Source organism: Streptomyces diacarni (assembly GCF_003323715.1).
In the GTDB taxonomy this organism is placed as follows: domain Bacteria; phylum Actinomycetota; class Actinomycetes; order Streptomycetales; family Streptomycetaceae; genus Streptomyces; species Streptomyces diacarni.
This window is the reverse complement of record NZ_QOIN01000040.1, coordinates 62,637-76,283: the sequence shown is the minus strand read 5'-3', so window position 1 is coordinate 76,283 and position 13,647 is coordinate 62,637. Positions and strand designations below refer to the sequence as shown.

General features: G+C 74.1%; 10 protein-coding genes. 2 read left to right on the top strand and 8 right to left on the bottom strand.

Annotated features, from left to right (window positions below; translation table 11 throughout):
* Window position 1: 1 nt before the first annotated feature.
* The 7 genes from DTL70_RS11790 to pgfA form a co-directional block, all read right to left on the bottom strand.
* On the bottom strand, window positions 2-1,045 hold the full coding sequence (locus DTL70_RS11790; protein WP_114021862.1) for a DMT family transporter: 1,044 nt from the start codon (window positions 1,043-1,045) through the stop codon (window positions 2-4).
* A complete protein-coding gene (locus tag DTL70_RS11785; protein WP_114021861.1) occupies window positions 1,045-1,863 on the bottom strand; it encodes a class I SAM-dependent methyltransferase in 819 nt (272 codons plus the stop codon). Before DTL70_RS11785 ends, DTL70_RS11790 begins: the two co-directional genes overlap by 1 nt.
* Before the next feature lie 13 nt (window positions 1,864-1,876).
* Window positions 1,877-3,379 carry a non-ribosomal peptide synthetase family protein gene (locus DTL70_RS11780; protein ID WP_114021860.1) on the bottom strand — a complete coding sequence of 501 codons (1,503 nt, stop codon included), beginning with the start codon at window positions 3,377-3,379 and terminating at the stop codon, window positions 1,877-1,879.
* Window positions 3,376-7,848 (bottom strand): alpha-(1->3)-arabinofuranosyltransferase domain-containing protein, encoded by a 4,473-nt coding sequence (locus DTL70_RS11775; RefSeq protein WP_114021859.1) that lies wholly within the window; start codon window positions 7,846-7,848, stop codon window positions 3,376-3,378. The genes DTL70_RS11780 and DTL70_RS11775 overlap by 4 nt, the downstream gene beginning before the upstream one ends.
* Window positions 7,845-8,573, bottom strand: coding sequence for a class I SAM-dependent methyltransferase (locus DTL70_RS11770; RefSeq protein WP_114021954.1), 729 nt, complete (start codon window positions 8,571-8,573; stop codon window positions 7,845-7,847). Before DTL70_RS11770 ends, DTL70_RS11775 begins: the two co-directional genes overlap by 4 nt.
* 8 nt (window positions 8,574-8,581) lie before the next feature.
* Entirely contained in the window at window positions 8,582-9,856 is a 1,275-nt protein-coding gene (locus DTL70_RS11765; protein ID WP_114021858.1) for a glycosyltransferase family 4 protein, read from the bottom strand.
* A 287-nt stretch (window positions 9,857-10,143) separates the two neighbouring features.
* On the bottom strand, window positions 10,144-11,118 hold the full coding sequence (gene pgfA, locus DTL70_RS11760) for a cell envelope lipid trafficking protein PgfA (RefSeq protein WP_114021857.1): 975 nt from the start codon (window positions 11,116-11,118) through the stop codon (window positions 10,144-10,146).
* A gap of 369 nt (window positions 11,119-11,487) precedes the next feature.
* Between pgfA and DTL70_RS11755 the strand changes: the two genes are divergently transcribed.
* The gene (locus DTL70_RS11755) at window positions 11,488-11,832 is read left to right on the top strand and encodes a hypothetical protein (protein WP_147266767.1); all 345 of its coding nucleotides are present in this window, start codon (window positions 11,488-11,490) and stop codon (window positions 11,830-11,832) included.
* Between the two features lie 4 nt (window positions 11,833-11,836).
* Window positions 11,837-13,063 (top strand): PucR-like N-terminal domain-containing protein, encoded by a 1,227-nt coding sequence (locus DTL70_RS11750; RefSeq protein ID WP_245979294.1) that lies wholly within the window; start codon window positions 11,837-11,839, stop codon window positions 13,061-13,063.
* A 58-nt stretch (window positions 13,064-13,121) separates the two neighbouring features.
* Here the strand turns inward: DTL70_RS11750 and DTL70_RS11745 are convergent, their stop codons facing one another.
* Complete coding sequence (locus tag DTL70_RS11745) at window positions 13,122-13,628, bottom strand: MarR family winged helix-turn-helix transcriptional regulator (protein WP_114021855.1); 507 nt, start codon at window positions 13,626-13,628, stop codon at window positions 13,122-13,124.
* Between the last annotated feature and the right edge of the window lie 19 nt (window positions 13,629-13,647).

Below are 13,647 nucleotides of genomic sequence, written 5' to 3'. Positions count from 1 at the left end.
GTCAGGGCCTTTCGGATGCGTGGTGGGGGCTCTCGGGGCGGGTGGGCGGCAGCGTCGCCGACAGCGGGCGCCCGGCCGGTGGCAGCGCCTTGTGCCCGGGGCCGTCCGCGGGGAGCCCGTCTTCCGGCACGCTGTCCGCCGCGGCGTCGGCGTCGGGGCCGGGGCCGGGGTCGGGGTCGTGGCGGGGCAGGGCCACCAGGACGCAGACGGCGAGCAGGGCGCCGCCCAGCCGCAGGGCGAGCCGCAGCGGCTCGTCGGGCAGCGGCTCGGCGAACGCGACGGTGCCGCTGACCGTCGCGTAGAGGAAGTTGACGGTGGTGCACACGGGCACCACAAGGGAGGCGCGGCAGCGCTGGAGCGCGGTCTGCGACAGAACGAGTCCCGTCGTGCCGGTGAAGGCCAGCAGGTACGGGTACGGGGAGGTGGCGAGTGAGAGCACGGTGCCGCGCACGTCGCCGGGGTCGAGGAGTCCCGCGACGCCCTTGATGGCCAGTGAGCTGACCCCGTACAGGAAGCCGACCGCCACCCCGTAGGGCACGCCCGCGGTGGGCAGCCGGTGGCGCCGGCGGGAGCGGCGCTCGGCGGTCAGGAACAGCCCGAGGCCCACGGCCAGGGACGGCAGGCTCAGAGCGAGCAGCAGGGGCGTCGGCGCCAGAGCGCTGATCGTCTCGGAGCTGTCCCGCAGCGATGCGACGCTCATCACGAGCGCCGCCAGGATCGTCGCCATCCCGATCCTTTCGCGCCCGCCGGGCTTCTCGCCCAGGAACGCCGTGGACAGCAGGAGGAGCATCACGAGACCGGTCACGAACAGGCCCTGCGCGGCGACGAGGGGCAGCGTGCGGTAGACGGCGAGCTGCGCGGCGAAACCCAGCAGCAGCGAGGTGGCGCCGACCAGCCACAGCGGGCTGCGCAGCAGGTGCAGGACGAGCCGCGCCGGCCGCCCGGCGGACAGTGGCGGGAGGGCGGACAGCGCCCGCTTCTCGATGACGAATCCCATGCTGAACAGCAGGTTGGCCAGCAGCGCCGCCGCGACGCCGAAGACCATCAGCCGCCCTCCCGCTGGGCGGGTTCGGCGTGTGGCCCGCGCTCCCGTCCCGGCACCGCGCGGGCGTGTACCAGCAGGATGGACGCCAGGGACGGCGTGTGGCAGGCGACGCGGTCCAGCGGGCGGAACGGGCGCGGTACGTCGTGGTAGGGCGCCCCGGTGATCCGTACGACGCGGAAACCGGCGGCCGGCAGCAGAGAGCGCAGCGCCCGCGCCGTGTACAGCCGCAGGTGTCCGACGACCTGCGACCCGGGGCGGCCGTGTATGCCGCGCAGTGATACCTCGGAGAACACCGGCTGGGTGCCGCACAGCAGCAGCAGGCGGTTGTACCAGGCGGCGAGGTTGGGGGTGGACAGCAGCAGGTGCCCGCCGGGGCGCAGTACCCGGTGCAGCTCGTCCAGGGCGGCGTCCGGGTCGACCAGGTGCTCGATCACCTCGGAGAAGAGCACGGCGTCCGCCGCGCCGGTGGCGAACGGGAGTCCGGGCGAGGACAGTTCGCCGCGTACGGCGCTCAGGTGTGCGGCCGCGCGGCGCAGCGCGTCCTGCGACCAGTCGACGCCGACGATCCGGTGCCGGGCCAGGGCGGTGGCCGCGGCGGCGGCCGCGGTGCCGTCGCCGCAGCCGATGTCCAGCACGGTCGAGGGGACGGGCCCCAGCGCGCGGGAGAGGACGGCCGCCTGGCGGCGTGCGCGGTCGGGCCCCGAGGCGACCGGAGTGGCCGGGTCCTCGTACAGCTCCCGCAGACCGCCTTCCGCGTCGTACGTCCTCTCGTGCGTCCCGTCGTGCCGGTGCCCGGTGCGTACTGTGCCGCCGCTCATCGCGGTTCCTCCCTCAGCTCGGCTCGTCCGCCACGTGCGCCGTCTCCGCCAGCGCGCCGGTGAACAGTTCCCCGAGGCGTCGGCCCGCCTCGTCGTCCAGCCGGGCGTGCGACCAGCGCAGCGCCAACTGGAGCCGTCCTCCCGTGGAGACGGTCGTGACCGACAGGCCGCGCGGGCGCTTCGCCGGTGCGGAGAACCACACGGCGCGGGCACGCCCCGCGTCGCCGAAGTCCAGCGGGTAGGGCACGCGCCCGATGTTGGAGAGCAGCACGCTGGAGGCCCACGGGGCGGCCGCGCCGCGCAGGGCACGGGTGCCGGCCGCGCGCAGCCCGACGGGCAGCAGGGGAGTGGTCAGCAGGCCACTGCTGAAGCCGAGTTGCGGGCGGTCGGCGGACTTCAGTGCGCGGGTGCGGACGGCGGTGGCCCGCAGCAGCAGTTCGACCGCGCCCCGGTCGGCCGCTCCCGGCGCCGCCAGCGACGCGTACAGCGCGCGTTCCTCGGGCCCGAAGCCGACCTCCACCAGCCGGGTGCCGTTGCCGATGGGCATGTCGGCCGTGCGGGGCCTGTCGTCCACGGGCATGGTGACGCGGACGGGACGCACCGGCGCCGCGTGTGCGCTGTTCCACCGGGCGACCATCAGCCAGGTGGCCACCAGCAGCTGGTCGTTGACCGTGTAGGGGCCGTCCTCCCCGGCGGCGCGGGGCGGCCGCGCCGGCACCGGCAGGTCGGCGATCAGCATGCCGTTGCCCGGGGCGTCGGGGTGGCGGGTGTGCGCCGCGACGCGCGCCGGCCGCGTCCAGGAGCGGGCGGGTGCTTCGGTGCCGGCTCCCGCGTGCCCAGGAGTGAGGGGCGCCCGTACGGGCGGTGGCGCGGGGGCGTTGTCCGCGCCGCCGTACAGGTGTGCCGCCGTGGCGATGACCCGCAGACAGGCCGGGCCGTCCAGCGCCGTGTGGTTGATCGTCACCAACAGGACGCAGCCGCCTCCGTCCTCGGCGTCCTGGAGGTTCTCGATCACCTCGGCACGGAACGGCGGGGAGGCGTCCAGCGGAGGGCACTGAGCGAGCGCGCGTCGCCGCGCCTCTTGGAGCGTTCCGCCGGGGAAGGCGACCGGGTCGCGGTCGGGCTCGCCCGTGAGCACCCACGTGTAGCGCGACCGCCACCAGCGCGACGGCGACTGGCGCATCAGGATGCGCGGATGCCGTCGCATCGCCTCACGGAACGCCTGCCGCAGCCGGTCGGGGTCGGGCACGGCGGGCAGGTGGATCTCCACGTGCACCGTTTCGGGCTCGTCGTCGTCCAGACAGTGCCGGGTGATCTCGTCGACGGTGGGGAAGGGGATGCGGCGCTCACCGGGCGCGGGCGGGTGGGGCAGCCTCGCGGACGGCAGGCCGGCGGCGCCGCCGGAGACGAGCGCCGAGCCGGGGTGCTCCCCGGCGGCCCTCGACGCCGGAGCGCTCACGCTGTCGGGCGCGTGCGCGCCTGGGGCGCCGTCAGCGCCCGTGTGCGGTGCCGTCATGGGGCGGTCCCTTCCCCCTCGTGCTGCGCGCTGTTTCTGCGCGTCCCTTCGTGCGTACCGTGCGTGCGCTCGTCCGTACCGTGCGTCCCTTCGTGCGTGCGCCCGTCCGTATCGTGCGTCCCTTCGTACGGTGCGGACGGAGGCTGCTTCGGCCCCCACTGCACGGACTGCACGGACTGCTCGAACGGCGGGTGCGGGGGCCCGAACACGGGCGTGCCGGGCTCCGTCTCAGGGGCGGCTCCGCGCTCCCGTACGGGCAGTGTCACCAGCGCGGCGGTCAGGGCGAGCAGTGCCAGTGCCTGTGCGGCGTGCCCGAAGGCGCCCCGCCCCTCGGCGACGGCCGACCCCGCGCCGAGGGCCGCGACCACCCCGGCGCCCGCCATGGCCACAAGCGCCACCGGCACGAGGATCCCGGGCCTGCGCCGGGCGAGCACCGCCAGCGCGGGCACGATCAGCGCGTACGGACCTGCCACGAGGGCGACCACACAGGTGAGCGCCACCGTGCCCAGGATCGGGCCGGGCGCGGGCACCGTGGCCTCGTCGTCCTCTCCCAGCGGCCTGCCGCGCCGGGGGGCGAGGAAGGCGAGGCCGAGCAGTGCGGCGATGCCGAGGCCGCCGGCCACGAGTCCGGCCGTGTACCAGGTGGCCGGCCGGTACTTCAGCTCGACGGTGCCCTTTTCGCCGGCCGGGATGAGGAAGCCCTGTTGCCAGCCGTCGAGCCGCAGCGGGCGCAGTTCCTTGCCGTCGAGGGTGGCTTTCCAGCCCTCGTTGGCGTTCTCGTGCATGACGAGGTAGGAGGCCGGCCCGCCGGCGACCTCGACGGTGCGCTCGTCGCCCGCCCAGTCGCGGACGGTGCTCTCGCGCTCGTCCCCAGCGCGGGAGGCCTCGGAGTCCGGGGCGGCGGAACCGGAGGAGGCACGGGACGCGGCAGGTGTCTCGCCCTCGGCGCCCTGCGGCGCGGCGGCGGCGCCCTGCTCGCCGGTTCCCAGGGTCACCTGGGTGAGGGCCAGTGGCCCGCTGTCGCCGGCCTCCACCGTGTGCCGGCCCGCGTCCAGCCGCAGGCTGCCGTCCTCGGCTTCCCCGGCGCACAGTTCCACATCGACGGGCCGCCGCAGGGTCAGATCGCGCACGGTGCCGGACGCCTTGGTGGCGTGCAGCGTCCCGTCGACGGCGAGCATCGGACCCTTGCCGCAGGGCAGATCGAACGTCTGGTCGGCGCTGGGCGCGGTCACGCGGTACTCGTCGAGCGCGGGCAGGTAGACCTCGTTGAGCCCGACGGGCAGGGGGAGTTCGCGGCCGGCGAGCGGATTGTGGACGGTCACCTTCCGCGTCTTGGTGACGGTGAGCGTCAGTTGGTCCGTCTCGATGGGTTCGAAACGGGCCTGACCGTTCTTGTCGACACCTGCGGTCGCCGCGCCGTCCGGTGAGCTGATGCGGATTTCCTCGGCCGCAGCGGAGATGCCGCCCGCCGGTGCCAGGACGATCTCGCCGATCTCCTTCTTCTTGGGCCACTTGAGCCGGATCGTCGGCTTGTCCCCGGCGATCCACGCGGTGGACAGGTTGCCGTCCACCAGGTTGCGCGCGCTCAGCGAGCGTCCTGTCCTGGCCGTCGAGTCGGCGGTGGCGGTGATCCGCTCGCGGGGTCCTGGGGCGGCCTCGTCCAGCAGCCGGTCGAGTGCGTCGCCCGTCACGGGCAGGGCACGGGCGCGCACGTCGTAGTCGCCTTCGCGCTCCGTGGAGAACGTGCGGTGCAACCCCACCTCGGTGGCGGCCGGTGCCAGGCCGCCGGGGTCGTCGCCGCGGTGGAGGGAGATCAGCTCGCTGTCCGCTCCGCTGCCTGGGGTATCCCCGCTGCTCCCGCTGCCCCCACTGTGGGCGGGGAGCTTGAGCAGCCGGGTCACCTGGACGCCGGGGATGCTGATGTCGGCGAATCCGGCGCCGGAGAGCCCGGGGCGTGGGGTCTGGGCGTCGGTGATGGTCAACTTCAGCCACTTCGTCGCGCCCCGCGGTGCCTTGATCTGCTGCGTCTCGCCGGTGGGGCGCAGGAAGCTGGACTCACTGCCGTGCGCGGTCTCCACGGTGACGCGGGTGGGCGCGGCACGGGTGGCGTCGCCGGGCAGCGGCGTCACCTCGATCGAGGAGGGGAGGTCGACACGGTCGTCGAACTCCGCCTTGACCCACTGCCCTTCGGGCTTTCCTGCCGTGCCCTCGGCCCAGGCGGTGTCCGGGTTGCCGTCGAAGGCGCCCACGGGGTCGAACTGGGGCAGGTGGAAGAGCCAGTTGCCGCTGCTGGAGGCCGTCACCGAGGCCGCGCCGCGCAGGACGGACGTGGTCTGATGCCGGACGCCGTCGGTCGGCAGGATCTGTTTGGGCTCCTCGCCGGGTTGCTGGAGGCTGTCGGGAGGGTTCCGCTCGGTGGCCGTGTAGGTGTACGAGGTGTTGGTGTTGACCAGCCCGAACCGGGTGTCGGCACGGCGCAGCCCGTCGCCCCTGACCCGGAGCGCGGGCGCGCCGAGCCCCGGATGGTTGTCGCCGCGCAGCACGGCGGGCCGCCCCTTGAGGCGCGGATCGCCGGCGAGCGGCAGCAGCGACTCGGGGCCGCCGCTGACCTCGGCGGTGCCCGAGACGGGTTGCACGGTGGCCCGTTCGGGCCGCTCGACGCCGGTCGGCCGGTAGATCTCCACGGCCTGTCCGCGCGGATAGAAACCGGCCACCTGCACGGGCGTGCCCTCGGGGATGCGGCCCCCGGTCAGCTGCGGCCCGAACGCCTCGACCTTCTCGTAACCCGACTCCTCCAGCGTCCGTTTGACGGTCTGCGGCGGTACGTAGCCGAGCTGGTCGGGGTCCAGGTCGCCGCGTACGACGACGTAGTAGAGGCCCGCGCGCGCCAGGTACTCGGCCAGCCCCGGGACCTCGCCGCCGCTCATGAGGGCCTGTTCGATCGCGTCGGTGGCCCTGCGGTTTCCCGGAGTGCCGAAGGGGACGTAGTCGCGTTGGGCCCAGGGGGACGCGGCGAGCACGTCGAGGGGCTGGTCGATGGGGGAACCCCAGGTGTAGAGGCCGTGCGCGGTCGCCGGGGTGACGTAGGCGCGGGTGTGCGGGGAGTGCTCCTCCAGCCACGCGGCGGTCTGCTGCCAGTGTGCGGGCAGCTTGTCGAACGCGCCGGGCTGGAGGACGTTCCCGCCCAGGTAGGGCAGGCACAGTCCCGGCAGTACCGCCAGTGCGGCCACCCACGGCAGCAGGGGGCGGCCCGGCAGTGCGCGGGTGCCGCGGGTGGAGGCGGCCACGGCGCTCAGGTGGGCGAGCCCGAAGGCCAGCGCCAGGGCGAGCCCCGGCTGGAACTTGTAGATGTTGCGGAACGGACGCAGCCAGCCGTCCAGCCAGTCCTGCACGGTGCCGGAGAACGGCGCGCCCAGTGCGCCCCCGTAGCCCGCCAGGACGACGCCGGTGACGGCCAGCACGCACAGCAGCAGCCAGCGTCTCTCGGGCAGGTCGCGCCGTGCCAGGCCCGCCAGGCCGAGCGCGGCGGCGGCAGCGCCGCCCAGGATGGCGAGCCATCCGGCCGCCACCGTCCATCCCGCGGGCAGCCAGGGGTCGCCGAAGTGCAGGTAGGCCGTCCAGTTGCCGGCGCCGCGCAGCATCTCGGTGGCCGACATGGTGCCGGTGGTGGTCTCGGCGTTCTCCACGTACGGCATGAAGTCCTCGCCGTACGCGCCGAGCAGCAGCAGCGGCACCCACCACCAGAGGGTGGCGACCACGACGCCGGGCAGCCACCAGGCCGGCAGGGTGCGCCGCCGGCGGCCCGTACGGGTGGCGACGTACAGCAGGGCGGGCAGCAGCGCGGCCAGGGTGGAGGCCGCGTTGACGCCGCCCATGAACGGGATCGCCAGGGCGGAGCGGGCCGCCGCCACCCGTGGTGCGGCCGTCAGCGAGGTGAGCGGCAGCAGCACCCACGGCAGCACGGCGCCCGGCAGCGCGGCGGCGGAGGTGGAGCCGACCACGATGGTGAAGGTGGGCCACAGCGCGTACACCGCGGCGCCCAGCAGCCGGGTGGGTGAGGTGCCCACGCCGAGCCGCTCGGCCAGCCGCAGTGCTCCCCAGAACGCCGCCGCGACGATCAGCGACATCCACAGCCGTTCCGCCAGCCAGGTCGGCAGGTGCGCAAGGTCGGTCAGCCCGTAGTAGGGCAGCGAGGGGAAGAGGTATCCGGCGTACTGGTCAAAGATGCCGCCGAAGCCGCCTCTGGAGTGCCACAACTGCCCCAGGTCGCCGAGGAACCTCCCCGGGTCGGCGGCCACGCCCAGCTTCGTCTCGAACGTCATCTTCCCCGGCGAGGGGGCGAGGAAGGCGACCAGCACGGCCGCCCAGAAGCCGAACAGCCAGCGCCGGCCCCTGGGTGCTTCGTGGGGCGGTCCTGTCCGTGGTGCGGGGGCCGGGGCCTGGGGTGGCACCTGGACGGTCGTGGTCATGAGGGACACCGCCGGAGGATGAGGAGGAGGTTCCAGGTGGCCAGCTCGCGCAGCACGGGGACGCGGGTGACGGCGTGCGTGAGGAACGGCCAGTAGCGGGAGCGGGCCGCGACGACCCGCACGTCGTCCCGGGCGCGCACGTGTCTGAGGGTGGGGCCGACGTGGACGGCGAACAGGTTCTCGCCGAGCGTGTGCTTGGCGGCGTGTCCGGTGCGCCGCAGGTAGCGGGCGCGGGCGCGCTCGGCGCCGAACCAGTGCCAGGGGGAGGTCTCGTGACCGCCCCAGGGCGAGTACCAGTTGGTGAAGGAGACGTAGATCAGCCCGCCGGGACGGGTCACCCTGACCATCTCGGACAGGAACGTGACCGGGTCGGCCACGTGCTCCAGCACGTTGGAGGAGAAGCACACGTCGGCCGCGCCGTCGGCCAGCGGCAGCAGATAGCCGTCGGCCAGGACCGCGCCGTCGGGGCTGCGCCCGTCCGCGTGCAGCTCACGCGGGTCGGGCTCGAACAGGAAGCAGTCGGCGCCCCGGCGGCGGAACTCCTCGGTGAAGTGCCCGCTGCCGCCGCCGACGTCCACCACGGTACGGCCGTCGAGCGGGACGTAGCGCTCCACCTGCGCGACGGCGTCCCGTGCGAGCAGGCCGTAGCAGTGGGCCGGGTCGGACTGTTCGCGCAGGAAGGCACGGAAGAGGGCGAGGGAGCGTCTGAGGGAGGGGTCCCGCACGGCCCTGGTCACCGCCCCGTGGCGGCAGGATGGGGGGCAGTGTGTTCGGCGGGGTCGGCGGGGCCCGGCAGCGGCGCCGCCGCCGGAGCGCGGCCGGCTCCGGTGGCGCGCGCGTACGCTTCCGCCGCCACCGCCCGGAACCCGCTGACCGTGTGCGCCCAGCGGAACCCGTCGGCGCGGCGCCGCGCCGCCTCTCCCAGCGCCAGGCGGCGCCGCGCCGAGAGCGCCAGGGCGCACCAGTGGGCGGCGAAGGAGCTCTCGCCGCGTGCCAGCAGCCCGGTCACCCCGTCCTCGACCGAGTCGCGCAGCCCGGGGATGTCGAAACCGAGGGTGGGAGTGGACCGCGCGGCGGCCTCCATCACGACCAGGCCCCACCCCTCCACCAGCGAGGGGTGCAGCAGCAGCCACGCCTGGCACAGCAGCCGGTGCTTGTCGGCTTCGCTCACGTGTCCGGCGAAGGTGACGCCCTCGCCCGCTCTCGCCTCCAGCGCGGGCCGCTCCGGGCCTTCGCCCACGATGACGAGCCGGCCCCCCGTGACCGGACGCACCCGCTCCCACAGGCGCAGCAGCAGATCGACGCGCTTGTACTCGACGAGCCGGCCCATCGCCAGGAACAGCGGCTCGGGTGAGGCGGGATGCAGCGGTCCCGGATCCTCGACGCCGTTGTGCACGATCCTGATCTCGCCGGGGGGTACGCCGATCCGGGCCAGCGCCGTCGCGGTCGACCCCGAGACGGCGACCTTGAGGTTGTGCCGGTGGTTGCGGGCCAGCGCCCAGTGTTCGAGCCGCCGGCCGAGGCGTGCGGCGGGCGCCGGGTAGCGCATGCCCCACAAGTCGGTGTGCACGTGGTTGACGAGGCACAGTGTCGGACCGCTGTGCCACAGCGGAGCCAGGTACGGCATACCGTTGCAGACCTCGACCAGCAGGTCGCAGTCGCCCACCTGTTGCGCGAAGGCGCGCCGGGCCCGCAGGAAGTGGGCCGCGTCGCCGCCCGCCGAGACGACGCGGTAGTCGCGGTAGGCGGCAGGGCCGCCGCACAACAGGGTGACCTGGTGGCCGTGGTGGGTGAGCCCCTCGGCGATCCGGTCGACCAGCAGTTCGGAGCCGCCCGCGGCCGGGTTGTCCAGGTCGCGCCGTGCCAGGAAGACGATGCGGCGGGGTGACCCCGCGGCGGCCTGCCGCGCTCTGCGGGGGCCGGCCTCCCGTCCGCCCGCCGGGACGGACGGGAGGCCGGTGTGCGGGCCGTGCGGGGAAACCAGTGATGCGCGTACGTGCTGGGGCATGGGTGCTCCAACTCGTCTCGGAGGTGCGGGGGATACCCGACCGTGCGAGACGTTGCGAGTGAGCCTGCGGGACCTTACGGGTGCGCTTGCGGGCAGTGCGGAACCTTGCGGAACTCACGTGAAGGAGGTGCGGAGGTTGTGCGCAGGGGAGGTGCCGGAGGCGTGCGGGGCGGTGCACGTCGGAGGCTCAGTGTTCGCCGCAGCGTTCGCGCGTGGCTACTCACCGAAGTGACAATTTTCGCCCGGAGCCGGGCCGAAGCTTCATCACTTCGCGCTCCGTCGCGTGTTCAACCATGGGTGGCGGGCCCGGTCCGGGCCGCCGGCGAGCGGCGGCCCCTGACCACCAGCACCGCACCGACCGCCGCGCACACCGCGCCGGCAGCGGCCGCGCCGACCGGCGCCACGCTGCCCACCAGCCGCAGCCGCGCGTTGTCGTCCTCGGCCAGCTCGACGGCCTCTCGCTGCGTCTTGTCGGTGAACTCCAGCTTGTCACTCTGCAGCAGCGTCACTTTGTCGGCCGTGCCGCCGGGTGCGCGCAGCGCGAGTTTCGGCCCTGTCGCCGCGTACAGGATGCGCCCCGTGCGCTGGTCGACGACGAACTCCAGGCCGGTGTTGGAGTACCACTGCTCGGCGTTGACCTGGCCGCGTTCCGGCTCGTCCACGAGCAGCCCCGGCACCTGCCGGGTGCCGGCCCGGGTGGGCTCGACCGTTCCCGCGAAACGCAGCCCCTTGTGACCGTGCACCGTCGCCTCGCCCTTGTAGCGCAGCGGCACGGTGCCGCCCAGGCTGCTGTCCCACCAGGCGTAGTCGCGCTTCTCCACGTCGAACGGCCACTTCAGATACGCCTCCCCCGCGATGTCGTCGGGCTTGGAGCCGCAGCAGTCCACAGGGCGGTTGGTCTCGCGGTCGGTCACCAGCCGTTCCGTCGTCCACTGGAACGACTTGCGCGGGTCGTCCAGCTTGCGCGTCCTGGGGTTGTCGATGGTCTGCGAGACGTCCCACACGGCGCGGCCGCTCTTCTCGCCGGCCGCGACGTCGCCCAGCACGCGCCGCGTGACGGTGAGCTTCTGGCCGCTTCTGGTCTTGAGTTCCTGCTGGTCGAAGTACCTGCCCTGGCCTGTGAAGACGGAGGTGATGTTCACGTCGGTGGGGGTGCGTTCGGCCCGCGGCTCGACGTACCAGGCGAGCATCGGCGCGAGGACGAGCAGGAAGACACCGAAGCCCAGCAGAACCAGGGCGAGGGGTGAGGCGGTACGGCGCATGACGGGGCACTCCGAGGGTGTGTTGACCCGCGCCCCGAGGGCGGTGGCCCAGGGGGGGCGGGTACGGCGCTGAGGCGGGGGAAGTGCGCGTGCGGGAACCGGGCCGTCCGTCCGGGGCCGTGCAAGGGCGGGTCGAGCGAAAGCCGTGCGGAAGAAGGCGAACGGGACGGAGAGAACGAGGAGTTCGTGTGGACGGTCCGTATGGGCCGGAAACCGTAGGCCGCACCTTGACACGGAGTCAATGCCCACCGACACTCAGCAACTCACAAGGGGTTGGCTCCTGGGGCGGAGCCGTCGCACCGGGCCGGCGTGTGCGCGCGTGACACACACGGCCGTCACGGCACCGACGAAGAGAGGTTCGCCTCCGCCATGCACAGACTCCTCGCCGCCGCGCTCACCTGCGTACTCGCCGCCGGCCTCGCCGTCGGTGCCGGCGTCGGCATCGTCGCCGCGCTCAACGCCACCCCCGAGCAGCCCAACGTGCCGCTCGTGCACTTCCACTCGTCCCCCGACGAGATCCCCGGCCTCGGCGAGTCCGCGCTCCCGCCGCCGTCCCCGGAGGGCTCAAAAGACACCGAGCCCTCGGCCGACACCGAACGCTCCAAAGGCACCGAAACCTCCGGAAACACCGCACCCTCCACAGGCGCCGAACCCTCTGACGACGCCGAACGCACCGGCGAGCCCTCGCCGGGCTCCGCCGCGCCGGGGAACTGACACCGTGCCGACCGCACCCACCCGCTCGGCGTGGCAGGACGTACCACCGCTGCGCGTGCGGCAGTTCGCCAGGCGTGCCATGGGCGAGGTGCCGGTGCTCGCCCAGGACATCCTCTCCGCCATCCGTCGCGAGTACCCCGCGCTGCCCCTGATACTGGACGAGACGGGCGAACCCATGGCCCTCGTCGGCATCAGGCGGGCCCTGGAGCACTTCGTGGAGAACCTGGCCACGGGGCTGGAGGCACCGCACGTGCCGCCCCAGGTCTTCCAGGAGTTCGGCCGCGGCGAGGTGCTCCAGGGGCGCAGCCTCGACTCCCTCCAGGCCGTCTACCGGCTGGGCATCCGGCTGGCCTGGCGCCGGCTCGCCGAGATCGGCACCCAGATGGAGATTCCGCCGCCCGCGATGTACGAGCTGGCCGAATCCGGGTTCCAGTACCTCGACGGGCTGGTCGCCGAGTCGGTACGCGGCTACGCCGAGGCAGCAGCCCGGCAGGCGGGGGAGCGGCTGCGCCTCCAGCGCAGACTCCTCGACCTGCTGCTGTCCGAGCACCCGCCGCGCGGCGGTGCCGACCGCGCCGACCTGCTCGCCGACCGCGCCGCCCGCATCGGCTGGCGGGTGCCCGGCACCGTCGCCGTCGCCGTCCTGCTGCGCCCTGCCCGCTCCGCCGTGCCACCCGCGGTGGGCGACGAGGTGCTGCTCGACATGGAGTGCGAGCAGCCCCGCATGGTGGTGCCGGACCCCGACGCGCCCGGCAGACCCGAGCTGCTGCGCCGCTCGACCGCGGGCTGGTCGGGCGCCGTGGGGCCTCCGGTGCCGCTGGCCGACGCCGCCAAGTCGCTGCGCTGGGCCGTCACCGCCGTCGCCCTCATCGAGCGCGGACTGCTGCCGGGCGGGGCGCTGCTGCACTGCACCGAGCACACGGAGGCCCTGGTGCTGCTGCCGCCCGAGGAGCTGATCACGGGGCTGGGCCGGCGCCGGCTCGCTCCGCTGGAGACCTGCGGCCCCGCCCACAGCCGCAGGCTGGCCGAGACACTGCTGGCCTGGCTGGAGACCCGCGGCGGCGCCCCGGAGGTCGCCGCCCGCCTCGGGGTGCATCCGCAGACCGTCCGCTACCGGCTGCGGCAGATCCGTGAACTGTGGGGTGACGACATCGACGATCCCGACAGCCGCTTCGAGCTCGAACTGGTGCTCCGTTCCATGCGGTTGCGCGGCGAGCTGGAAGCGCCCTGACCGAGGGCCGACCCGGTCGGTCCGGGAGAGCCGGGACAGCCGGCCCGCGGGAGGAGGACTAGCGGTCGCCCTGAGGCATCCCGTCGTGCGGCCGCTCCCCGCCGCCTTCCTCTGCCAGCATGCGTCTGAGCAGGTCACGCAGGAGGGTCCGCTCGACCGGGGTGAGCCCCTTGAGCGGCTTTCCCGCGAAGCCGAGCTCGCCGCGCAGCCGGGCGGCCGTGGCGAGCCCCTCGTCGGTGACGGCGGCGAGCTTGACCCGGCGGTCGGCCGGATCCGGCCTGCGTTCGACCAGCCCGCGCGTCTCCAGGCGGTCGACTATGCCGGTGACGTTGGACGGCTCGCACTTCAGCTGCCGGGCGAGCCGTCGCATCGGGGTGGCCCCGCGGGCCAGCAGGGTGAGCAGCCGGGCCTGCGCGCCGGTCAGCGCGTGCGCGGAGGCGGCCAGCTCGTACTCCTCGTGGTAGCGCGTCACGACCGTGCCGATCAGCCCGGCCACCTCGACATCGAGCGCGTCCCCGGCCGATTCGGCGTTCCATACGTCCGGAACAGGAGTGTCCGCTGCCATACGACCAGCCTAACGCATT